The organism is Cupriavidus yeoncheonensis (assembly GCF_905397275.1).
Classification (GTDB): Bacteria; Pseudomonadota; Gammaproteobacteria; order Burkholderiales; family Burkholderiaceae; genus Cupriavidus; species Cupriavidus yeoncheonensis.
In genome coordinates this window covers 318,514-339,250 of sequence record NZ_CAJPUY010000004.1, presented here as the reverse complement: position 1 = coordinate 339,250, position 20,737 = coordinate 318,514, and the positions used below count along the sequence as shown (strand labels likewise).

General features: G+C 69.1%; 20 protein-coding genes and 1 pseudogene. 11 read left to right on the top strand and 10 right to left on the bottom strand.

The annotated features are described in order from the left end of the window. Nucleotides 1-18: 18 nt before the first annotated feature. Genes KHO22_RS07780 through KHO22_RS07765 form a run of 4 tightly spaced genes read left to right on the top strand, consistent with a single transcriptional unit; the run spans nt 19 to nt 2,449 of the window. Nucleotides 19-696, top strand: coding sequence for a cbb3-type cytochrome c oxidase subunit II (locus KHO22_RS07780; RefSeq protein WP_211946519.1), 678 nt, complete (start codon nt 19-21; stop codon nt 694-696). Beyond that, on the top strand, nt 668-1,258 hold the full coding sequence (locus tag KHO22_RS07775) for a c-type cytochrome (protein WP_211946518.1): 591 nt from the start codon (nt 668-670) through the stop codon (nt 1,256-1,258). The genes KHO22_RS07780 and KHO22_RS07775 overlap by 29 nt, the downstream gene beginning before the upstream one ends. Next, a complete protein-coding gene (locus KHO22_RS07770; protein ID WP_211946517.1) occupies nt 1,258-1,884 on the top strand; it encodes an SCO family protein in 627 nt (208 codons plus the stop codon). Before KHO22_RS07775 ends, KHO22_RS07770 begins: the two co-directional genes overlap by 1 nt. Beyond that, nucleotides 1,871-2,449 (top strand): hypothetical protein, encoded by a 579-nt coding sequence (locus tag KHO22_RS07765; RefSeq protein ID WP_211946516.1) that lies wholly within the window; start codon nt 1,871-1,873, stop codon nt 2,447-2,449. The genes KHO22_RS07770 and KHO22_RS07765 overlap by 14 nt, the downstream gene beginning before the upstream one ends. A gap of 26 nt (nt 2,450-2,475) precedes the next feature. On the opposite strand, the gene KHO22_RS07760 is transcribed toward KHO22_RS07765, so the two are convergent. From KHO22_RS07760 to KHO22_RS07735, 6 genes and pseudogenes are all read right to left on the bottom strand, one after another. Continuing rightward, nucleotides 2,476-4,182 (bottom strand): nitrite/sulfite reductase, encoded by a 1,707-nt coding sequence (locus KHO22_RS07760; RefSeq protein WP_211946515.1) that lies wholly within the window; start codon nt 4,180-4,182, stop codon nt 2,476-2,478. A 129-nt stretch (nt 4,183-4,311) separates the two neighbouring features. Then, nucleotides 4,312-4,875 carry a YcbK family protein gene (locus KHO22_RS07755; protein WP_211946514.1) on the bottom strand — a complete coding sequence of 188 codons (564 nt, stop codon included), beginning with the start codon at nt 4,873-4,875 and terminating at the stop codon, nt 4,312-4,314. Then, entirely contained in the window at nt 4,872-6,524 is a 1,653-nt protein-coding gene (locus KHO22_RS07750; protein ID WP_211946513.1) for a L,D-transpeptidase family protein, read from the bottom strand. Before KHO22_RS07750 ends, KHO22_RS07755 begins: the two co-directional genes overlap by 4 nt. Before the next feature lie 207 nt (nt 6,525-6,731). Next, nucleotides 6,732-6,908: a glycine zipper 2TM domain-containing protein gene (locus KHO22_RS07745; protein ID WP_211946512.1), complete on the bottom strand. Its 177-nt coding sequence runs from the start codon at nt 6,906-6,908 to the stop codon at nt 6,732-6,734. Nucleotides 6,909-7,053: 145 nt separating this feature from the next. Next, nucleotides 7,054-7,929: an NAD(P)-dependent oxidoreductase gene (locus KHO22_RS07740; RefSeq protein WP_211946511.1), complete on the bottom strand. Its 876-nt coding sequence runs from the start codon at nt 7,927-7,929 to the stop codon at nt 7,054-7,056. A gap of 287 nt (nt 7,930-8,216) precedes the next feature. Beyond that, nucleotides 8,217-9,232, bottom strand: a pseudogene (locus KHO22_RS07735) (tripartite tricarboxylate transporter substrate binding protein). A gap of 256 nt (nt 9,233-9,488) precedes the next feature. Here KHO22_RS07735 and KHO22_RS07730 point away from each other — a divergent pair. Both KHO22_RS07730 and KHO22_RS07725 read left to right on the top strand, forming a co-directional pair. Beyond that, the gene (locus tag KHO22_RS07730; RefSeq protein WP_211946510.1) at nt 9,489-11,252 is read left to right on the top strand and encodes an IlvD/Edd family dehydratase; all 1,764 of its coding nucleotides are present in this window, start codon (nt 9,489-9,491) and stop codon (nt 11,250-11,252) included. A 3-nt stretch (nt 11,253-11,255) separates the two neighbouring features. After that, the gene (locus KHO22_RS07725; protein WP_211946509.1) at nt 11,256-11,936 is read left to right on the top strand and encodes a GntR family transcriptional regulator; all 681 of its coding nucleotides are present in this window, start codon (nt 11,256-11,258) and stop codon (nt 11,934-11,936) included. Between the two features lie 33 nt (nt 11,937-11,969). On the opposite strand, the gene KHO22_RS07720 is transcribed toward KHO22_RS07725, so the two are convergent. Next, complete coding sequence (locus KHO22_RS07720; RefSeq protein WP_211946508.1) at nt 11,970-12,935, bottom strand: GlxA family transcriptional regulator; 966 nt, start codon at nt 12,933-12,935, stop codon at nt 11,970-11,972. A 284-nt stretch (nt 12,936-13,219) separates the two neighbouring features. Between KHO22_RS07720 and KHO22_RS07715 the strand changes: the two genes are divergently transcribed. Both KHO22_RS07715 and KHO22_RS07710 read left to right on the top strand, forming a co-directional pair. Then, on the top strand, nt 13,220-14,452 hold the full coding sequence (locus tag KHO22_RS07715) for an MFS transporter (protein WP_211946507.1): 1,233 nt from the start codon (nt 13,220-13,222) through the stop codon (nt 14,450-14,452). A gap of 17 nt (nt 14,453-14,469) precedes the next feature. After that, nucleotides 14,470-14,673 carry a hypothetical protein gene (locus tag KHO22_RS07710; RefSeq protein ID WP_211946506.1) on the top strand — a complete coding sequence of 68 codons (204 nt, stop codon included), beginning with the start codon at nt 14,470-14,472 and terminating at the stop codon, nt 14,671-14,673. Between the two features lie 69 nt (nt 14,674-14,742). Here KHO22_RS07710 and KHO22_RS07705 read toward each other — a convergent pair whose 3' ends face one another. Then, nucleotides 14,743-16,917: a cation:proton antiporter gene (locus tag KHO22_RS07705; RefSeq protein WP_230426771.1), complete on the bottom strand. Its 2,175-nt coding sequence runs from the start codon at nt 16,915-16,917 to the stop codon at nt 14,743-14,745. Then, the gene (locus tag KHO22_RS07700) at nt 16,914-17,855 is read right to left on the bottom strand and encodes a LysR family transcriptional regulator (RefSeq protein ID WP_211946505.1); all 942 of its coding nucleotides are present in this window, start codon (nt 17,853-17,855) and stop codon (nt 16,914-16,916) included. Before KHO22_RS07700 ends, KHO22_RS07705 begins: the two co-directional genes overlap by 4 nt. 171 nt (nt 17,856-18,026) lie before the next feature. Between KHO22_RS07700 and KHO22_RS07695 the strand changes: the two genes are divergently transcribed. Next, on the top strand, nt 18,027-19,004 hold the full coding sequence (locus KHO22_RS07695; protein ID WP_211946575.1) for a 3-hydroxyacyl-CoA dehydrogenase family protein: 978 nt from the start codon (nt 18,027-18,029) through the stop codon (nt 19,002-19,004). Then, nucleotides 19,001-19,861 carry a beta-keto acid cleavage family enzyme gene (locus tag KHO22_RS07690; protein WP_211946504.1) on the top strand — a complete coding sequence of 287 codons (861 nt, stop codon included), beginning with the start codon at nt 19,001-19,003 and terminating at the stop codon, nt 19,859-19,861. The genes KHO22_RS07695 and KHO22_RS07690 overlap by 4 nt, the downstream gene beginning before the upstream one ends. An 11-nt stretch (nt 19,862-19,872) precedes the next feature. Here KHO22_RS07690 and KHO22_RS07685 read toward each other — a convergent pair whose 3' ends face one another. Further along, complete coding sequence (locus tag KHO22_RS07685; protein WP_211946503.1) at nt 19,873-20,118, bottom strand: hypothetical protein; 246 nt, start codon at nt 20,116-20,118, stop codon at nt 19,873-19,875. A gap of 255 nt (nt 20,119-20,373) precedes the next feature. Here KHO22_RS07685 and KHO22_RS07680 point away from each other — a divergent pair, with 255 nt between their 5' ends. Continuing rightward, nucleotides 20,374-20,700: an H-NS family nucleoid-associated regulatory protein gene (locus KHO22_RS07680; RefSeq protein ID WP_211946502.1), complete on the top strand. Its 327-nt coding sequence runs from the start codon at nt 20,374-20,376 to the stop codon at nt 20,698-20,700. The last annotated feature ends 37 nt before the right edge of the window (nt 20,701-20,737 follow it).

Sequence of the window (20,737 nt, the reverse complement as noted above, 5' to 3'; positions counted from 1 at the left end):
GCCGACGGACCGACGACGATGGAAAACGAACTGAAGCTCGTAGGCGGCGCCATGGTGACGCTGTCGCTCGCCACCTGCGCCATGATCGTGGTGCCCTTTCTGCAACTGAAGGATGTGCCGGCGCCGAAGGAACTCGCGCCCTACACCAGCGCGCAACTGCGCGGCCGGCAGGTCTACATGGCCAACGGCTGCATTGCCTGCCATACCCAGCAACCCAGCTCCACCGGCGCCGGCATTGCCGATGCGCAGCGCGGCTGGGGCCGGCCCTCGGTCGCGGCGGACTATCACTATGACGACCCGCCGCTGCTCGGCACCATGCGCACCGGCCCCGACCTGTTCAATATCGGCGTGCGACAGCCCAGTGCCGACTGGCACCTCGGACACCTGTACCAGCCGCGTGCCTACGTGCCCGGCAGCATCATGCCCGCCTATCCGTTCCTGTTCGAGACCAAGGACAGCGACGCCGTCGGCAAGGACGATCGCGTTGTCTCGCTGCCGCCCGGTGCCGCCCCGGCCGGAAAGGCCGTGGTGGCGACGCCGCAGGCGCTGGACCTGGTTGCCTACCTGACCGGGCTGCGCCACACCTATCCCGTCCTGACCCCGACCGAGGCGAGCCTGGCCAAGGGCCTCGCGCTCGCCGCCGGCACCACGAAGAGCCATGCCCCAGATGAAGCCCGCAAACAGCCACAAGACTGAACACGCCGACCCGCACGAGCAGCACAACCCGGTGCCGAAGATCGTGCTGGGCCTGGTCGCCGGACTGGTGGTCTGGGCCGCCAGCTATATCTGGACCGAGCGCGCCGACGGCCTCGCCCAGCTTGGCGATCGGCGCGACGCGCAGGCGCTGGCCCAGGGTGCTGCCGGAGGTGCGCGCGTGGCCGACGGCAGGCAACTGTTCGCGGCCAACTGCCAGGCCTGCCACCAGGCTACCGGCCAGGGGCTGCCTGGCGTATTTCCGCCGCTGGCCGGGTCGCCGCTGGTGACGGGCGATCCTGTCGTGCTGTCGCAGATCGTGCTGCACGGACTGACCGGTCCCGTCGAGATCCTGGGCACGACCTATAACGGCGCGATGCCCGCCTTCGGCGAGCAGCTGGGCGATGCCGAACTGGCCGCGGTGCTCACGCATATCCGCAGCGCGTGGGGCAACCAGGCGCCCGCCATCGACGCGGCGGCCGTTGGCGCGGCCCGCAAGTGGAGCGCGTCGCGCAAGGACCCGTGGCATAGCGACGAACTGCATAAGCTCGCCGGAGCACAGTGATGTCCGGCGGCTGGCGGGGCACCCTGGTTGCGACGGCCCTCGTCAGCGCGCTGGCGCTATTCGCCTTCGCCCACGTGACACGCGGCTTTCGCGTGGTGACGTCGGACGGCGCGAGGCAATATGACCTCGCGCGAGCACCGCTTGCACTGCCCGGGATCGAACTGGCCGATGCCTCCGGACGCCGCTTCCCCCTGCGCGAACCCGGCAGCGCGCAACGGCAGACGCTGGTCACCTTCCTCTACACACACTGCCTCACGGTCTGCCGCAGCAGCGCGTCCGGGCAGGCCTACCTGCAGGCCGAGCTGGTCGCGCGCGGCCTGGCAGGGCGCTACCGCTTGCTGGCCATCAGCTTCGATCCGGGCCGCGACACGCCTGACGTGCTCAGTGCCTATGCCCGCAAGCAAGGTGCCGATCCCGCCGTCTGGCGCATGGCCACGGTGGCGGACGCCGCCGACCTGCCGGCCTTGCTGAAGGCGTTCGGCATTGTCGTGCTGCCGGATGGCCGCGGCGACTACGTCCACAATGCCGCGCATTTCCTCATCGACGCGCAGGGCCGGCTGGCCCGCGCCTACGACATCGACCGGCCGGATGCCGTACTGGCCGACATCGTCCATGCGCAGCGCTGAGCGGCCCACCCCGGCCTGGCTGCCCGGCGCGGCGCTGGCCATGCTGGCGCTGCTGCGTGGGTGGCTGGAGGCCTCGATGTTCCGGCATATGGCGATCGAACTGCCGTTGCTGCTGGCACTCGGCGTGGCTGCTGCCGCGCTATCGGGCCGGAATGCACAGGCTTGCGACAGCTGGAACCGGCGCGGGCTGCCGGGCCTGGTTGCCGTCACGGCCATCGCCAGCTACTGGATGCTTCCGGTCGCGCTGGATCTCGCGGTGCTGGATGCGCGCTGGTCCGTTGCGAAAGTGGCGAGCATGATCATGGCCGGCGCCGCGCTGGGCCTGTCCTGGCCGCGCGCCGGCGTCGTGCTGCAGGCATTCTTTGCGATCAACTGGAGCGCGATGACGCTGGTGGCGGGGCTGCTCTACCAGGACGCGCCGCAGCAGCTGTGCAGCGTGTACCTGGCGGACCAGCAAGGTGCGGCCGGACGCGCGCTGGTTGGCCTTGCAGTCGCCGGGCTGGCGGCCTGGACCGTCTCCGTGGTGCGCAGGGTCGGCCGCGACGAGGGCGGCCTGCGGATCTGAGCGCCATGCGTCGCCGCGGGCAGGCGTCAGCCGCGCGCGGCGTCCGCCTGCTGACGTCGCCGGGCAATTGTCGGGTTCTGGTAGACCGCCGCCTTGAACGGTTCGAAACCGACGCGCTCCACCACATCGATGAAGCGCTCCGCCTCGCTGTCGCGCATGGCAAGGTAGCTTTTGATCAGTTGTTCGATCACCTCCGGGATCTCGTCGCGCGCGAACGATGGCCCGATGATGCGGCCGATCGCTGCCCCGGACGGCCCGCCCTGGCGCCCGCCGATGGTGACCTGGTACCACTCCTCGCCAGCCTTGTCGACGCCGAGGATGCCGATATGGCCGACATGATGGTGCCCGCACGAGTTGATGCAGCCGGAGATGTTCAGGTCCAGCTCGCCGATCTCGTAGAGATAGTCGAGATCGTCGAAGCGCTGCTGGATCGCTTCGGCCAGCGGAATGGACACGGCATTGGCCAGCGAGCAGAAGTCCCCGCCCGGGCACGCGATGATGTTGGTGAGCAGCCCGATATTGGGCGTGGCGAGGTTCCACGTCTGCAGTTGCTGCCACAGCTCATGCAGGCGCGTGCGGCGCACGTCGGCGATGATCAGGTTCTGTTCATGCGAGACGCGCAGTTCGCCCGAACCGTAGCGGTCCGCGAGGTCGGCCGCGGCGTCCATCTGGTCGGCGGTGATGTCGCCGGGCGGCGTGCCGGTTGCCTTCAGTGACACCGTGACGGCGGCGTAGCCAGGTACGCGGTGCGCATGCACGTTGCTGCGCAGCCAGCGCGCATAACGCGGGTTGGCGGCCGCCAGCGCGGGATTGGGGTCGTCATCGGTTGCGGCGGAGGGCGCGTATTCCGGGGTGGTGAAGCGCGTGGCGATCGCGCGCACGAACCCGGCATCGACCGTATCGGGGCCGCCGCGAATGCTCTGCCAGTGTTCGTCGACCTGTTGCGCGAAGACTTCCGGCGTGAGGTCCTTCACCAGGATCTTGATGCGCGCCTTGTACTTGTTGTCACGGCGGCCATGCAGGTTGTAGACCCGCAGGATGGCTTGCAGGTACGTCAGCAGGTCAGACCAGTGCACGAACTCGCCGATCACCTTGCCGACCATCGGCGTGCGGCCCATGCCGCCACCGACCCAGACGCGGAAGCCGGTTTCGCCGTCGCGCTCGACGGCCTGCAGGCCGATGTCGTGCACACCCACCGCTGCGCGGTCGGTGCTGGCGCCGCTCACGGCAATCTTGAACTTGCGCGGCAGGAAGGCGAACTCGGGATGGAGCATGGACCACTGCCGGATGATCTCGCACCACACCAGCGGGTTCACCACCTCATCCGGCGCAATGCCGGCGAAGTGGTCGGTCGTGGTGTTGCGGATGCAGTTGCCGCTGGTCTGGATCGCGTGCATCTGCACCGTGGCGAGCTCGGCCAGGATAGCGGGCGCGTCTTCCAGGCGCGGCCAGTTGAACTGCATGTTCTGGCGCGTGCTGAAGTGGCCGTAGCCGCGGTCCCAGCGCCGCGAGATTTCCGCAAGCTTGCGCAGTTGCCGCGAGACCAGCATGCCGTAGGGGATGGCAACGCGCAGCATCGGCGCATGGCGCTGGATGTAGAGCCCGTTCTGCAAGCGCAGCACGCGGAACTCTTCTTCCGGAAGCTGTCCGTTCAGGAAGCGTGCGGTCTGGTCGGTGAACTGCGCAACGCGCTCGTCGACCAGTTGCTGGTCGGTGGAGTCATAGAGGTACATGGGGCTGGTCTCGCATAGCTCTGGGGCTGGCCACGCTTTGCAGGCGTGGTACAGGCTCAAGGCTAGCGATGTCCCCTGACTGCGGACAGCAGCAGTCGGGCGCGAATTCGCCGTAGCAGAGCGCCGCGTTCAGCCCCAGTGCCGCACGCGTCCGGTGTCGATGTGCACGAAATCCTCCTGCGCATAGAAGCCTACGCCGCCGACGCCAAGCGACATCGCGGCATCGCGCAGATCGGCCAGCGCCACGCCGGGCAGGCGGATATCGATGGCCTTCCCGTCCATGTGCAGGCTGTGCCTGGCGACACCGCCACCGCCCGTGCGGCGCAGGCGCGCGTTGGTGACGGGGCTGCGGTAGCCCGAGATCACCTGGAACGGTGACTCGCTGCCGAGCGTCTGGCGCAAGTCGAACAGCAGGCCGAACAGTTGCGGATCGATCACGCCCACCTGGCCCGAGTAATGATCGCGCAGGAAGCGGTTGAGGGTGGCCTGTGCCTGCGGCAGCACCTGTTCGCCCAGCGCGTACACCAGCGAGAGGTGCTCGCCGGTATGCGTATGGTCGAACGACAGCCTGCGCGCGCCCGGCACGCTGGCCAGCGCCAGCTGCGGCGAAAGCGCGGCCAGGCCGGCCCCGATGGCCAGGCCGCCGGTGTGTTGCAGGAAGCGCCGGCGCGAAGGAATGCGGGAGTGTTTCATGTCGGGTTCTGCGATGGCGAGGGATGTGCAAGGGCATCCGGCGCAGCCGGTGCCGATGCAGGCACACCGGGTGGCCGGCGCGCGGTGTTCTGCCGCAGCGCCTGGTCCAGCAGCTTGTCCTGGCCGTAAATGTCAGGCAGGAAGTATATCCGGCCATTGGCGCGGGCAATGGCGGTGCCATAGGCCAGCACCACCGGCAGCGGCTGCTGGAGCGCCACGGTATTGGACTGGCCCTTGGTCATCGCCTGGCGGATGCGTGCCTCGGTCCAGCCCGGCATGTCCTTCAGCACGAACTGCGCGAGCGCCACGGGCTCTTCCACGCGGATGCAGCCATGGCTGAAATCGCGCCGGTCGCGCTTGAACAATTGCGGGGTGGGCGTGTGGTGCAGGTAGATGTTCTGGTTGTTGGGGAACACGAACTTGATGTCGCCGAGCGCGTTCATCGGACCGGGGCGCTGGCGGATGCGCATCTGGCCGTTCAGCACCGCGTCCAGGTTGGCGTCGGACAGCGTGGTCACGGCCTTGCCGTTGGAGACGAACTCGAAGCCCTGGCGCGTGAAGTACGCCGGATCGCGCCGCAGCTGGGGGATGGTCTCCGAGCGCGCGATCGACGGCGGCACGTTCCAGTACGGGCTGAACTCGATGTAGCGCATGTCCTCCTTGAACAGCGGTGTGCGCGTGTCCAGCGCCTTGCCGACGATGACCTTCATCTCCAGCTTGATGTCGAGCTTGCCGTCGTTGTATTCATAGGCGCGCAGCATGAACTCGGGGATGTTCACGACGATCACGCGCGGTCCCTCGGCAAGCGGAGTCCAGCGCAGCCGCTCCATGGTCAGCTCGATCTGCCGTACGCGTGCCGCCGGCGGGGTATTGAGCTGGGCCAGCGTGCCGGCGCCGATGGTGCCGTCCGCTTCCAGTGCGTGGCGCGACTGGAAGGCCTTGACGCCGTCCACGACGGCGCCGGCATAGCGCCGCGGCACCCGCGCGTCCGCAGCCATGTCGCCGAGCGCTTGCAGGCGCCGGGCCAGTTCGGCAATGCCGCTGTAGGCCTGCCCGCTGGTCAGCTTGCCGCCCGGCGGGGCGGGCAGCGGACGTTCCCAGCCTGGTTGCGCGGCCAGTGCACGATAGCGCGCGAGCGCATCGCGCAGCGTGCCGTAGAGCGGGAAGGATGGCGCGGCTTCACGGATCGCGTCGGGCAGCCGGTGGCTGGCCACGGCGGCGCGCAGGTAGCTGTCGGGCTCGAACTGCGCCGACGCCGGCGCCGTGAAATTGGCGTGCACCTTGCGCGGATCGACGCGCCCATGGTGCAGGTCCGACAGGTAGCGCCGCATGGCGTCGCTGAGCGCGTTGTCGAGTTTCTCCATGGCCTCCGGCGCCGCTTGCGGGCCGGTAGCGGCCTGCTCCAGCGCACGCGTCAGGCCCTCGGCATCGTAGTCCTTCGGCGTCAGGCCGTCAGCCTCGGCGCCGGCCAGCGCCGTCACGGCCTGCTGTGCGTCGGGCGTCGGGCGTCCGCCCGCGAACCATAGCGGCTGCGCGCCGGCGCTCGCGGCGCAGGCCAGCAGCCAGGCGGCGAGCGTGCCGCCGATCCAGCGGCGGGCATTGCGGGCGGGAATGGAAGGCAGGCGCTTGCAAGGCGTGTCGGGTGTCATGGGGATCGAATGGGTGTGGCTTGCCCGCCTATCGTACTTGAATAACGCGGGAATCCGGGCGGCTGGGACCGTGCAACAAATATCTTCAGCTCGCCTGTAAAACCGTTAAAGCCGGTCCGGTCCCGGCGCGCCCATGCGGACATGGAAACGCCCGCTGCGCGGGCAGCGGGCGTTGGCAGAGGCATGCTGTTGGCGTTCCGTCCCGGGCTACTTGCCCAGTTCGTGGCCGACTACGCCGCCCACTACGGCACCACCCACGGTGCCTGCGGTGCTACCGTGCGTGAGTTCGTGCCCCGCCACGCCGCCGGCTACCGCACCCGTCGCGGTACAGCCGGCCAGGCCCATGCCGGCGCTGATCACCAGCGCGATTGCAAGTTTCCACATGGTCATCTCCTGTACCGTGCACGGATGACCGCGGCCGCCCGTGCTCCTGCCTACAGCTTAGGCAGACCGGTACATCGGGCCTCTCGGGCGCTTGCCGATTGCTGTGTAGGAATTGTCGGACGGCCGCAGGTGCCGTCCGGATCGCTCATTCCCCGGAGAAGCGGCGCAGGCGCTTGATCAGCGACGAGGTGTCCGCGCGGCCGCAGCCCATCTGCTGCAGGTCGGCATAGAACTGGTCCACCGTTGCGGTGACGGGCAGGCTGGCGCCGTTGCGGCGCGCCTCGTCGAGGCAAAGCCCAAGGTCCTTGCGCATCCAGTCCACGGCGAAGCCGAAGTCGAACTTGTCGTCGATCATGGTCGGGCCGCGGTTCTCGAGCTGCCAGGAGCCGGCTGCGCCCTTGCTGATGACGTCCAGCACCAGCCGCATGTCGAGGCCGGCGCGTTCGCCGAAGGCGATCGCTTCGGACAGGCCCTGGATCAGGCCGGCGATGCTGATCTGGTTGACCATCTTCGCGAGCTGGCCGGCACCTGCTTCGCCGACGCGCGTCACGGCACGCGCGTACGCGCCGAGCACGGGCTCGGCGCGCGCATAGACTTCGGCGTCGCCGCCGCACATGATGGTCAGGATGCCTTTTTCCGCGCCGACTTCGCCGCCCGATACCGGCCCGTCGATGAAATGCAGGCCGCGCTCGCGCGCGGCCGCATAGAGTTCGCGCGCCACATTGGCGCTGGCGGTGGTGTGGTCCACGAAGATGCAGCCGGTGGGCGCGGTGAAGAAAGCGCCGTCCGGGCCGATCAGGACCGAGCGCAGGTCGTCGTCGTTGCCGACGCACGAACACACCACGTCCGCCTGCCTGACGGCCAGGGCCGGTGTTTCCGCCGCGCTGCCGCCAAACTGTGCGACCCAGGCCTGCGCCTTGGCCGCGGTGCGGTTATACACGGTGACTTCATGGCCCTTGGCGGCAAGATGGCCGGCCATATGGAAACCCATGACGCCAAGCCCGAGGAATGCGACACGCATGCTGCGACTCCAGTAACTGATTGGATATTGTTGGATATTCGGTGACGCGCGGCGGCTCCTGCAGCGAGCACCACAGGGAGACGCGCCGCGCGGGGGAGGCATGGCCTCTGTCGCAGAGTATACGGCTGGAGCCGCATTTGTTGCCGGTTGCTTTGCCGAGGCAGGGCAGGGCGAGGCTTGCCGCAGATGTATGGCGTGACCGTGCGTTTCGTGGCAAGCGGCTGGTCGATGCGTTGCCGTGGCCTGAACGGGTATCCCGCCCAGGCCGGTTTCCGGCAGGTGCCTGCTTAGTCCGGCTTCACGCCGGCATCGCGGATGACCGTATTCCACTTCGCCAGTTCGGCCTTGATCCGCGTACCGGTCTGCGCCGGGCTGGTCCAGGTGGCGATGGCGCCCTGCTTGAGCAGGGCGTCCTTGACCTCCGGTTCGGCCAGGATCTTCTTCAGGTCGGCGCTCAGGCGGTCGACCACGGGCGCCGGCGTGCCGGCCGGCGCCACGATGCCGATGAACTGACCTCGAAGTCCTTCAGGCCGGCCTCCTCAGCCGTGGGCACGTCGGGCAGGGCGCTCACGCGCTGGGCCGAGGTCACCGCCAGCGCGCGGATCTTGCCGCCCTTCACATAGGCCTGCGCGGCCGGCACGGTTTCCACCATGCTCAGCACCTGGCCGCCGATCAGGTCGGTCATGGCCGGGCCGCTGCCCTTGTAGGGCACGTGCAGCATGTCCACGCCGGCCATGCGCTTGAACATCTCACCGGCCAGGTGTTGCGGCGAGCCGTTGCCGGCCGAGCCATAGGTGATGGTGCCCGGCTTCGACCTGGCCAGCGACACCAGTTGCGGCAGCGTGCTCGCGTTGACGGACGGATTGACCACGAACACCAGCGGCACGGTGCCGACGATGGCCACCGGCGCAAAGCTTTTCTCGATGTCATACGGCACGCGGCTCTTGTACAGCGCGGCGTTGATCGCATGGCTGGTCAGCGCGCCCATCAGCAGCGTGTAGCCGTCCGGCGCCGACTTGGCGACCAGGTCCGCGCCGATATTGCCGGCGGCGCCGGCGCGGTTGTCCACCACGACTTGCTGGCCGAGCGTGACCGACAGGCGCTGGGCCAGCGTGCGGCCGATGACGTCGGTGGCGCCGCCCGGCGGGTAGGGCACGACCAGGCGGACCGGCTTGTTGGGATAGTCGCTGGCGGCGGCCAGAGAGGGGGCCAGCAGCAGGCTGGCGCAGGCCAGCGACGACAGCAGCAGGGCGCGGCGCGGCGCGCGAACGCCCCGGCCAGGCATGCGGGAAATGCCGGACATGTAAGTCTCCTGTGCCGGGATCTTGTGGGAATCGGGGGGAAGCCGCGGCGACTCGCGTGCCGCATCGCTGATGATGCCCGGCTCGTCATCGCGGCCAAGTGTAGGGTGGACCTCTTGATTGATGAATCAGAATTTTTCTATCGACTGATCTCGAAATCGGATTAATTGGCCATGTTCCCGGAGGCGCTTGCAGCGTGCCCCCCAGGCCGGCTAAGCTTCGCATCTCGATTATCAATAATCCTATTGGAGATGCAGGATGCCTTCCTCCCGAGACCCCGAACAGTCGCCGGACACGCCCGCAAGCACCCAGGGCCTCGCCAAGGGCCTGACCAACTACGGCGACACGGGCTTCTCGCTGTTCCTGCGCAAGGCCTTCATCAAGGGGGCGGGCTTTACCGATGACGCGCTGTCGCGGCCGGTCATCGGCATCGTCAATACGGGCAGCAGCTACAACCCCTGTCACGGCAACGCGCCGCAGCTCGTGGAGGCGGTCAAGCGCGGCGTGATGCTCGCGGGCGGCCTGCCGGTGGACTTCCCGACGATTTCGGTGCACGAGAGTTTCTCCGCGCCGACCAGCATGTACCTGCGCAACCTGATGTCGATGGACACCGAGGAGATGATCCGCGCGCAGCCCATGGACGCGGTGGTGCTGATCGGCGGCTGCGACAAGACCGTGCCGGCGCAGCTCATGGGCGCGGCCTCGGCCGGCGTGCCTGCCATCCAGCTTGTAACCGGGTCGATGCTGACCGGCGCGCACCGCGGCGAACGGGTCGGCGCCTGCACTGACTGCCGCCGCTACTGGGGACGCTACCGTGCCGAGGAGATCGACGGTGCCGAGATCGCCGACGTCAACAACCAGCTGGTGGCCAGTGTCGGCACCTGTTCGGTGATGGGCACGGCCAGCACCATGGCCTGCGTAGCGGAAGCGCTCGGCATGATGGTGAGCGGCGGCGCGTCGGCACCGGCGGTGACGGCGGATCGCGTGCGCGTGGCCGAGCGCACCGGCACCACGGCGGTCGCCATGGCCGCCGCCCGGCTGACGCCGGACCGCATCCTGACCGGCAACGCCTTCGAGAACGCGCTGCGCGTGCTGCTGGCCATCGGCGGGTCGACCAACGGCATCGTCCACCTGACGGCAATCGCCGGGCGCCTGGGCATCGATATCGACCTCGCCGGGCTGGACCGCATGAGCCGCGAGACCCCGGTGCTGGTAGACCTGAAGCCTTCCGGCCAGCACTACATGGAGGACTTCCACAAGGCCGGCGGCATGCTCACGCTGCTGCGCGAGCTGCGTCCGCTGCTGCATCTGGACACGCTGACCGTCTCCGGCCGCACGCTGGGCGAGGAACTGGACGATGCCCCGCCGCCGTTCCCGCAGGATGTGATCCGCACCGCGGCCAGCCCCATCTATCCGGCCGGCGGCCTGGCGGTGCTGCGCGGCAACCTGGCACCGGGTGGCGCCATCATCAAGCAATCAGCGGCCAACCCCGCCCTGATGGAGCATGAAGGGCGCGCCGTGGTGTTCGAGCATGCCGAGGACATGGCGCAGCGCATCGACGACGAGTCCCTGGACGTCAAGGCCGACGACATCCTGGTGCTCAAGCGGATCGGACCGACCGGCGCACCGGGCATGCCGGAAGCGGGCTATATGCCGATTCCGAAGAAGCTCGCGCGGGCCGGCGTGAAGGACATGGTGCGCGTGTCCGACGGGCGCATGAGCGGCACGGCCGCCGGCACCATCGTGCTGCACGTGACGCCTGAAGCCGCCATCGGCGGGCCGCTGGCGCTGGTGCGCAGCGGAGACCGCATCCGCCTGTCCGTGGCGAACCGCGAGATTGCGCTGCTCGTCGACGACGCCGAGCTTGCCCGGCGCGCTGCGGAGCAGCCGGTGGAGCGCCCGCGCGCCGAGCGCGGCTACCGCAAGCTGTTCCTGGAGACCGTGACTCAGGCCGACCAGGGCGTGGATTTCGACTTCCTGCGTGCAACGCAGACCGTCGACACCGTGCCGAAGCAGGGCTGAGCCATGGGCGCCACCACAGCGACGGTCACTGCCATCGACGGCGGCGACGCGATGCAGCAGGTCGTCGCGACGCTGGAGGAAGACATCGTCTTCGGCCGCCTGCACCCGCGCGAGCGTCTGACGGAAGACGCGCTGATGGCACGTTTCGGCCTGAAGCGCCACGTGGTCCGGCAGGCGCTGGCAGAGCTGGAGCTGATGGGCGTGGTGGAGCGCCGGCGCAATGTCGGCGCGGTGGTGCGCGCTTTCGACGCGCATGAGGTGGTGGAGCTCTACGCACTGCGCGAGGTGCTGGAATGCCATGCGGCGGCGCTGATCGCCATGCCGGTGCCGCCGCGGCGCCTGCAGGCGCTGATCGACGTGCAGCAGCGCCACGATGCCGCCGTGGCGGCCGACGACCCGCGCGCCGTGTTCCGCATCAACCAGGCATTCCACCGCGAACTGTTCGCGCTGTCCGACAACGCCGTGCTGCAGCAGGCGATCGGCGAATACGCGCGGCGCACCCACCCGATCCGCTTCGGCACGCTGGCCGCGGCCGCGTACCGCGAACGCGCGCGGCAGGAGCACTGGTCCATGATTGAAGCGCTGCGCGAAGGGCGGCGCGACGACCTGGTGGCGCTGTGCCGGCGGCACCTGCTGCCGTCGCGCGATGCCTACCTGGCGGCGCAAAAGGCGCGCGGGCAGTAGTCCGGTTAGTCCCGCTCCCGGGGCGCGGCGACGCTAGTCCCGGTGCGCGTGCCGGAACTCCCCGGGAGTCATCGGCTGGGCCTTGTTCCAGCAGGAACGGAAGGCCTGCACGCTCGCGAAGCCGCATTGCCCGGCAATCTCGTCGATCGGCAGCGAAGACGCCTCCAGCAGCCTGCGGGCCTTGTCCATGCGCAGCGCAAGCTGGTACTGCTTGGGCGTCAGCCCGGTTTCCCTGGCAAACACACGCGACAGGTGCCTGACGCTGGTGGCGAAGGTCCCGGCAAAAGACGGATCGGACACGCTGGCGGCCAGGTCCGTGGAGATGGCGTCCTGCACCGCATGGACCAGCGCATTGCCGTGCGAGCGCGAGCGGAATTTCGAATCGAGCTCCGGATCGCTGCCGAAGCGCCGGAAGGGCACGACGTTCTCGCGCGCCACGCGGATCGCGGCCTCGTCGCCGAACACATCGGCCACGAGCTGCAAGGCCATGTCGATGCCCGAGGCGACGCCTGCCGAAGTCCAGATATTGCCGTCGCTGACGAAGATGCGGTTGTCGACCACCGATGCGCCCGGATGCCGTGCGCGCAACCTGCCGACGTGGGCGTAGTGCGTGGTGCAGAGCCGCCCGTCCAGCAGGCCGGCGTCGCCGAGCAGGTAGGCACCCGTGCAGACGGCGGCAATGGTAGGTCTTTCCCGCGCGCAGGCTGCCACGCCGCGCAGCCAGTCTGCCGTATCACGCCATGCCGGCGAGCGGGTCAGCGTGTCCGTCATCTTGCTGCCGATGGCCAGCACCAGATCGCCCGGAAGCAGCCGCGCCGGCAATGGCCCGACCCGGCCGAGTTCGATACCCTGGAACGCCTGCACGCTCGAATGCGGTCCCACGCAGCGCACGGCCAGCTTGCCGATGCCAAGTTCGGCAACCGTTGCAAGGATCTGCAGCGGCCCGGCCAGGTCCAGCATGTGGATGCCGGGCAGCATGAGGAAATAGGCGGTTCGCATGGGTGGGATAGTCGTGGCCTCGATGCGGTCAGTCTAAATATTGCCACAGGTGCAAGTTTATCGCGTCCATGTGCCTTCAGACTCGAATATCAGGATGGCCGAAAATTTGCCATGGATGGCGGGTCCGTTGCTGGCGGGGGGCCGCCGCATGCCATAGCATCGAATCATTACTCACTGTCCGCCGCCCGGTAACCGCCGCGCCGCGTGCTATCCGGAGACCGATGCCATGCTGCCTTGCCATTTCCCCGCGCCGGGACTGCCGGCTTGCCCCCGGAGCCGCTGACATGACGACCGTCCGGGTTTCCCGCGCCGTCACGCTGCTGCTCGTCGCCACCGGCTTTGCCGTGATGTTTGCGTCGACCGCCGTCAAGGGCGTCTACCAGGTCTACTTCGTGCAGCTTGCCACGCACTTCGGCCAGGGGCGCGCGCAGTTCGCGTGGTCGGGCGGACTGTTCATGCTGGCCACGGGCCTCATGTCGCCCGTGGTGGGCGCGCTGAGCGACAGGGTGGGGCCATTGCGCACCGCGGCGATCGGGGCGCTGGCGGCGGGCCTGGCCTATGCCAGTGCGGCGTGTTGGCACCAGTCGCTGGTCTGGTTCAGCCTGGCGTTCGGCATCGTCGGCGCATTCGGGCTCGCGGCGATGACCTTCGTGCCGATGGGCGTGCTGGTGGACCGCCTGTTCGAGGCGCGCAGGAAAGGGCTGGCCTATGCCGTCGTCACGAACGGCACGGCGATCGGCTTTATCGTGCTGTCGCCGTTCTGGATCTGGCTGCAGCCGCAGGCGGCGTGGACCACGGTGTTCGGCGCCGTTGGCCTGGTCTTCGCGCTGCCGGTGGCCGCCACGCTATGGCTGCTGTCGCGCTGGGAGCCGCCCGCGCCCGGGGCTGCCGTGGCGCAGGTGCAGGCCTCGGCATGGGCGATCGTGCGGCGTGATCCGGTGTTCTACGTGCTGGCCGCCGGGTTCTTCGGCTGCGGCGCGACCATGGCCTTCATCGACGTGCACCTGCTGGCGCACTGGCAGGACCGTGGCGTGCCGCGCCTGGAAATGGGTTACGCGCTGAGCGCGCTCGGGGTGCTGGAACTGGTGAGCGGCATCGCCTCAGGCGCGCTGGCGCTGCGCTTCGACAAGCACCGCCTGCTGGCCGGCTTCTACGCCATGCGCTGCGCGGCGATGCTGTTGCTGCTGGTGCCGCAGGCGGGCGTGCTGCCGTTTGCGCTGCTGTTCGGCAGCAGCTACCTGGGCACGGTCATCCTGACGTCGATGTTCTGCTTCGAGCGCTACGGCAGCCAGGTCAAGGGCAGGGTGTTCGGGCTGCTGTTCCTGGTCCACCAGGTCGGCGCATTCCTGACCGTGCAGCTTGGGGCGCGTTCGTTCGAATCCACCGGCAACTACGTGCAGACCATCGTCGCGCTCGGCCTGGTGACCGGCTTTGCGGCCGTCTGCTCTTGGCTGGGTTTGCGCCGCGGTGCCAGCTTGCCGCCCGCCGCGCATGCCGGTGCGGGCGCGCAGGCCTGACCCCGGCGGAGCGACGCATGCTGGCAATCCGCTGCGTGTTCATCGGAGCCTGCCTGCTTCCGCTGGTCCTGACGGTCCCCGGTGCCGGCAGCCGCGCCGGACGTGCGGCCGCGTGGTCCGGTATTGCCTTGCTGGCCGCGCTGCTCTGCCTGGTCGATCTTTCCGCGTGGATGCAGGCACGCGTCGACGGCACGCTGTTCCGCGCGGGTTGCGGCGGGTAATACGGCAGGTAATACGGCTGGCAATACGGCTGGCAATACGGCTGGCAATACGGCACGTCGCGCAGCCCGCTATTCGTTCGGACGGGATCCCGGTGCCGACTCCGGCGCGGCGTTCGCGTCCGCCTGGCGCGCTTTGCGCCAGCTTGCCCAGCGGTCGGAACCCGCGCTCAGGGGCGGGCGCACCAGGTTGGCCTGCCACGCGTGCTGCATGATCTGCTCGATCTGGTTGAACGCCTGCTTGGAGATCACGGCTTCCTCGCGCATGGACGCCAGCGAGTGTTGTCCCTTGCGCAGCGCGAACAGCATCAGCAGGCGCCGCTCCAGCGCCACCGTGTAGTCGCCGAACTGCTCGCGCATCTGCGCCAGTCCCTCGCCGGCCGAGTGAAAGCGCTCTTCCAGCACGCCGTCCAGCACCGTGGTCATGCGCGCGCCAAACACCGGCGTGAGGAGCGAGCGGTTGTAGCGGCGCAGGCGGTCCAGCACGGTCTGCCGGCAGATCAGCAGCTCGAAGCGGTCGGCCAGCGCGCGCGCCAGCGGCCGGTCCAGGCCCAGCCACTTGTGCAGGAAGAGCGCGATCCGGTAGCCCAGGTGGTACTGCAGGATGGCCCGCGCCGCGCGGTTGTAGCCGATGCGGCCCTGCTCGCGCGCGGCGTCGATCATGTGCGAGGTGTTGCGCATCATGGCGTCCAGGTTGGCCACCGAGATCACGCCGTCGCCGTACTCGGGAATCAGCTCGCGTTCGCGCGTCGCCAGCGTGACCAGGCCGATGGTCAGGCGGTCGCGCTCGGACAGCGCGCGGTCGAAGTCGAACTCCGCCGAGCCCAGTTCGATGCCGCGCCGGTAGTGCTGGGCGACCTCGCGCGCGGCGGCCGGCGGCAGGTCGAAGGTGTCGGCCACGCGGCCCAGCATGGCCTCGACCTCCTCGGTCGACAGGCGGATCGCCTGCTGCTGCAGCGCGCGCTCCTGCGGCGAAAGCTGGTTCAGGCCAAGCCGGTGGATCAGCCAGCGCAGCGTGGTGCCGTTCAGCAGCAGGCTGACCAGCACGAAGCCGGTGGCCAGGATCGCAACGAAGTGGCGCACCGGGTGCGGCAGCGCGGTGTTCTCGGCGATGCCGAGCGCAAGCACCAGCGTGACCGCCCCGCGCAGGCCGCCCCATGCGATGGCCAGCTTGAACGCGCCGTTGATCGGCGCGCTCAGCCGCAGCCACGACAGCACGGGCAACAGGCCGAACAACGTCAGCAATCGTGCCGCCAGCGCGGCCACCACCAGCACCAGCAGCAGCCAGCCGTGATGGACCGAGACGCCGGCCAGCAGCGACGGCACGCGTACCGCGGCCAGCAGGAAGACCACGGCGCCCGCGATGCCCGCGAACTGTTCCCAGATCATGCGCAGGTGCCGCCAGTTGGCGGGCGTCAGGCGTGTCGGGCCGAGCGCGCTCACCATCAGGCCGGCACAGACCACGGCCACCACGCCGGACACGTCGAGCAGCTGGTCGGCCAGCAGGTACAGCGGGTAGGGCAGCGCCAGCGTCAGCGCGCTCTCGGCCATGGCCAGTCCCGACAGGCGTGGCAGCACCTCGGCCACCAGCCGGCCGGCCAGCGTGCCGCACAGCACGCCGCCGACGAACGACCACGCCAGCTCGCGCACGCCGGCGCCCAGCGTGGCCTGCGCGCCGTGGCCCGTGAGCATGGCTACCAGTACGCCGACGATGGCGATGGCCGCGGCGTCGTTCAGCAGGCTCTCGCCCTCGACCAGGCGGATCAAGCGCGCCGGCGCGCCCACGTCACGGAAGATTGCAATGACCGCCGCGGGGTCGGTGGTGGCCACCACGGCCCCGAGCAGCAGGCAGGCGGCCAGCGGCATGCCGCTCGCGGCAGCGGTGGCAAGGCCGATCACGCCCGTGGCGACGATCACGGCGACCACGGCCAGCAGCAGGATCGGCCCCGCGTCGGGCAGCATGCTGCGCACGTCGGCGGTCAGCGCGGCGTGGAACAGCAGCGGCGGCAGGAAGATCCACAGGTAGGCCTCCGGTGGTAGTTCAGGGTCGATCAGCGGATGCAGGAAGTGCCGCGCGAACTCCGGATGCGCGGCATCGATCGCCACGTAGCCCGCGCCAATGGCGATGCCGATGGCCGACAGCAGCGTCGATTCCGGCAGCACGAGACGCGCGGCGGCGACCTGCACCACGGCCACGATCGCCAGCAGGATGCCGGCCAGCACCAGGACGTCGACGAGGATGCTCATGCATCCACCCCTGCGCTGGCCGCTTCGGGCTGGCCGCGGAACTGGGAAAGATGCACGCGCACGGCGTCGGCCAGTTCCGCCGCGGCGGGCGACAGGCTGCGGTTGCGGGGCGTGACCAGCCCGATCGAACGCTCTGTCACCGGCCCCGTCAGCAGCCGCTCGACGATGCCCGGCTGGCGCACCGTGCCCGCGGCGATCTCCGGCAGCGCCGCCACGCCGAAGCCGCATTCGACCATGGCGGCGATGGTGGCCAGGTGCTCGGCCTCGAACACCGGCTGGAAGCGGATGCGGTTCTGCAGGAAGGCCCACTCGGCATACTGGCGCACGCTGCTCGGGTGCGTCATCGACACATGCGGCGCGCTGGCGGTGTCGGCCCAGCGCAGCGGGCCCGTGCTGCGCGCCAGCGGATGCGCGGCCGGAATCAGCAGTACGAAGCGGTCGGACAGCAGGGGTTCATAGTGCAGGTCGGCCTGCTGCGGATCGGCGGCGGTCAGCGCGAAGTCGACATCGCCCGAGCGCACCAGGTCGAAGGCGGGGCCGGACAGCGTATCGAACACCTTCAGCGCCACCTCGGGGCGGGCGCGGTGGTAGTCCATCAGCACGCGCGGCAGCATGCGCGCCGCCAGCGATGGCAGCGCCGCTACGGCCACCTGGCCGCGTTCGGCGCTGGCAATGCCCGTGACCGCATCGATCGCGCCACGGAAGGCCGCCTGCAGCAGCGCGGCCTGCTGCATGAAGACCTGGCCGGCCGCGGTCAGCCGCACCGTGCGCGTGGTGCGGTCGAACAGGCGCACGCCGAGTGATTCCTCGATCCGCAGGATCTGGGTGGAGAGCGCCGATTGCGACAGGTGCAGCTGGGTGGCCGCCTGACGGAAGTTCAGCGTGCGGCCGAGTACGAGCGTGGTCTCGATGTCACGCATCGACAGGTTGATCTTCATGGGCGATGGCATCCCGGCTCGGTTCCGGGCCGGATGATTGATCTCGAATTCAGATCATTTTATCCATAGAATCGACTTCATCAATCAAAGCGGCTTCTCTACACTGCTGCCATTCCCCAATTCCGGCGGTGGCCAAGCGTGCCTGCCGCCTTCGCCATGCCAAACGACGCTATGCAGAATCCCGTCCCCTCCGTCCCCCCCGTCCCGCTTGACCGCCCTGGCGTTGCCCATGCCGTCGTGGTCGGCGGCGGCACCATGGGCGCCGATGTCGCCGTGGTCCTGACCCGGGCGATGTGCCATACCACCGTGATCGAGCCCGATGCCGGCCGTGCCGGCGCGCTGCCCGGCCGCGTGGCCGCCAACCTGGCGGCGATCGGCCGCGCCGAAGGCGCGCAGCGGCTTGCCGTGGTGCCGGACCTGGACGCAGTGGACTGGTCCTCGGTGGACCTGGTGATCGAGTGCATTCCCGAGCGGCTCGAACTCAAGCAGGCGCTGTTCGCGGACCTGTGCGCACGGGCGCGCCCCGACGCCGTGCTGGCCAGCAACAGTTCCAGTTTCCCGATCAGCGCCATCGGCGACGGGCTTGCCGGGCGCGGGCGGATGCTGGGCCTGCACTTTTTCATGCCGGCGCACCTGGTGCCGCTGGTCGAGGTGGTCATGGGCACGGGCAGCGACGAAGCCTGTGCCGATGCACTGATCGCCTTCATGCGCCGCTGCGGCATGGTGCCGGTCAAGGTGCGCCAGGACCTGCCCGGCTTCCTGGCCAACCGGCTGCAGCACGCGCTGTCGCGCGAGGCCTTCAGCCTGATCGACCGGGGCATTGCGTCGGCCGAGGACGTGGACGCCGCGGTGCGCTTCGGCTTCGGCTTCCGCTTCCTGGCCGTGGGGCCAGTCCTGCAGCGCGACCATGCCGGCATCGACGTGCACGCCGCCGCCGGCGCTACCATGTACCCGACCTTCTGCAATGACGACCATCCCGCGCGCTGTCTGAGCGAGCGCGCGGCCGACGGCCGCCACGGCATGAAGCGCGGCGAAGGCTTCTATGCGTGGACCCCCGAAACCATTGCCGCCGAACGCGCACGCTATGACCGGCTGCTGCGCGCCGGCCTTGACCTGATTGCCCCCGAACTGCCCGAGATCCAGCCATGACGCAAGCAACCCAGGCCCCGCCCCAGCAACCGCTGGCGAGCTCGCCGCTGATCATCACCGTGGCGCCCAATGGCGCCTACAAGCGCGCCAGCGACCACGCCGCGGTACCGCTTACCGCCGCCGCACTGGCGGCTGACGCCAAGGCCTGCCTTGATGCCGGCGCGGCCATGATGCACATGCACGTGCGCGATGCGCAGGGGCGCCATTCGCTCGATGCGCAGACCTACCGCGAGGCGCTGGCCACGGTCAGGCAGGCGGTGGGCGATGCCTTGCTGGTGCAGGTCACCAGCGAGGCCGCCGGCGTGTACCAGGCCGCGCAGCAGATGGCGATGGTGCGCGAGCTGCGGCCCGAGGCGGTATCGGTGGGCCTGCGCGAAATCGCGGTCCCGGACGTGAGCGAGGCCGAGCTGGCGGATTTCCTCGGCTGGCTCGCGCGCGAGCGCATCATGACGCAGGTGATCCTGTATGACGCGGCGGATGTGCAGCGCTGGCAAGCCATGCGCGAACGCGGCATGGTCCCGCCCGGCGCGTGGTCGGTGCTGTATGTGCTGGGGCGCTATTCCGCGGGACAGGTATCGTCGCCGCGCGATTTGCTGCCGTTCCTGCAGGTGGCCGACGGCACCCTGCCGTGGTCCATCTGCGCATTCGGCCGCGAGGAGAATGCCTGCGTGACCGCCGCGGCGGCGTTCGGTGGCCATGTCCGCGTGGGCTTCGAGAACAACCTGTACCTGCGTGACGGCAGCCTGGCCGCGGGCAACGCAGCGCTGGTGGCACAGGCCGCGCAGGGCGGGCTGACGCTGGGCCGTCCGCTGGCCACGGCCGCGGACGCCCGCCGCATCTATGGCGAGGTGCGCTGAGCCATGAGGGCTCAGGCGCCGTCGGAGTAGGGATCGGGCGTGCGCGGACCGCTGCGCCCGCCGTCGGTGTACGGGTCGGGCGTGCGCGGGTTGCTGCGGGCGCCATCGGTGAAGACATCGCGCGGGCTGTGGATGCTGCGCGCGCCGTCCAGATAGGGGTCGGGCGTGCGTGTGCCGGCAGCGCTCGCCGCGGTGGCCACGCCGGCCAGGGTAGCGGCCATTGCCGTGGCCATCAGGGTATGTCTGAGCAGTCGCATGGTGTATCTCCGTCATCGGCGGTCAGGGCTTGACCAGCCATGCGGGCAGTCTAGGCAGGCGTGCCGCACGGCAGCATGACTCCACCATGACAATGGCGTCATGGGCCCGCGCCTGCGGGTCGCCGGCCGCGTTTCGCGGGACCCGTCGCCAAACACGGTAAAATCCCGGAAATCAAACCGGTGCCGCTGTCTGGCGCCGGTCTTCCATTGCACCGCCGGGATCGGAGACATTGCGGCGGGCTTCTCACAATACGCATGCCTGAGTCTGAATCAGCCAAGCTTGCCGCGATCGCCTGGATTCGCGAGCAAATGGACAACTACGCCCTCACGCTTGACGACCTGATGGCCGCCGGATGTTTCGACGTGGAACCGTCCCCCGGAGAGGCCGCGGCCGCGGAAATTCCCGACGCAACGGACAAGCCCACGCCCATTGAAGCCACTGCAGTGCAGCAGCCGCCAAAGAAGGCCGTGCTTTACCGCAATGCAATGGGACAGAGCTGGGACGGCACCGGGGAGTATCCGGACTGGCTTCAGCGCGCGGTCAACGCGGGCCAGTCGATCGATTTTTACCGCGTCGACTAAACCGCGTCGACTAAACCGCGTCGACCAATCCGCGTCG

What these genes read in the sequence shown, in the direction of transcription:
- KHO22_RS07780 (WP_211946519.1), top strand. Translation starts at nt 19, where the DNA reads ATGGAAAACGAACTGAAGCTCGTAGGCGGCGCCATGGTGACGCTGTCG.
- KHO22_RS07775 (WP_211946518.1), top strand. Translation starts at nt 668, where the DNA reads ATGAAGCCCGCAAACAGCCACAAGACTGAACACGCCGACCCGCACGAG.
- KHO22_RS07770 (WP_211946517.1), top strand. Translation starts at nt 1,258, where the DNA reads ATGTCCGGCGGCTGGCGGGGCACCCTGGTTGCGACGGCCCTCGTCAGC.
- KHO22_RS07765 (WP_211946516.1), top strand. Translation starts at nt 1,871, where the DNA reads ATGCGCAGCGCTGAGCGGCCCACCCCGGCCTGGCTGCCCGGCGCGGCG.
- KHO22_RS07760 (WP_211946515.1), bottom strand. Translation starts at nt 4,182, where the DNA reads ATGTACCTCTATGACTCCACCGACCAGCAACTGGTCGACGAGCGCGTT.
- KHO22_RS07755 (WP_211946514.1), bottom strand. Translation starts at nt 4,875, where the DNA reads ATGAAACACTCCCGCATTCCTTCGCGCCGGCGCTTCCTGCAACACACC.
- KHO22_RS07750 (WP_211946513.1), bottom strand. Translation starts at nt 6,524, where the DNA reads ATGACACCCGACACGCCTTGCAAGCGCCTGCCTTCCATTCCCGCCCGC.
- KHO22_RS07745 (WP_211946512.1), bottom strand. Translation starts at nt 6,908, where the DNA reads ATGTGGAAACTTGCAATCGCGCTGGTGATCAGCGCCGGCATGGGCCTG.
- KHO22_RS07740 (WP_211946511.1), bottom strand. Translation starts at nt 7,929, where the DNA reads ATGCGTGTCGCATTCCTCGGGCTTGGCGTCATGGGTTTCCATATGGCC.
- KHO22_RS07730 (WP_211946510.1), top strand. Translation starts at nt 9,489, where the DNA reads ATGCCTTCCTCCCGAGACCCCGAACAGTCGCCGGACACGCCCGCAAGC.
- KHO22_RS07725 (WP_211946509.1), top strand. Translation starts at nt 11,256, where the DNA reads ATGGGCGCCACCACAGCGACGGTCACTGCCATCGACGGCGGCGACGCG.
- KHO22_RS07720 (WP_211946508.1), bottom strand. Translation starts at nt 12,935, where the DNA reads ATGCGAACCGCCTATTTCCTCATGCTGCCCGGCATCCACATGCTGGAC.
- KHO22_RS07715 (WP_211946507.1), top strand. Translation starts at nt 13,220, where the DNA reads ATGACGACCGTCCGGGTTTCCCGCGCCGTCACGCTGCTGCTCGTCGCC.
- KHO22_RS07710 (WP_211946506.1), top strand. Translation starts at nt 14,470, where the DNA reads ATGCTGGCAATCCGCTGCGTGTTCATCGGAGCCTGCCTGCTTCCGCTG.
- KHO22_RS07705 (WP_230426771.1), bottom strand. Translation starts at nt 16,917, where the DNA reads ATGAGCATCCTCGTCGACGTCCTGGTGCTGGCCGGCATCCTGCTGGCG.
- KHO22_RS07700 (WP_211946505.1), bottom strand. Translation starts at nt 17,855, where the DNA reads ATGAAGATCAACCTGTCGATGCGTGACATCGAGACCACGCTCGTACTC.
- KHO22_RS07695 (WP_211946575.1), top strand. Translation starts at nt 18,027, where the DNA reads ATGCAGAATCCCGTCCCCTCCGTCCCCCCCGTCCCGCTTGACCGCCCT.
- KHO22_RS07690 (WP_211946504.1), top strand. Translation starts at nt 19,001, where the DNA reads ATGACGCAAGCAACCCAGGCCCCGCCCCAGCAACCGCTGGCGAGCTCG.
- KHO22_RS07685 (WP_211946503.1), bottom strand. Translation starts at nt 20,118, where the DNA reads ATGCGACTGCTCAGACATACCCTGATGGCCACGGCAATGGCCGCTACC.
- KHO22_RS07680 (WP_211946502.1), top strand. Translation starts at nt 20,374, where the DNA reads ATGCCTGAGTCTGAATCAGCCAAGCTTGCCGCGATCGCCTGGATTCGC.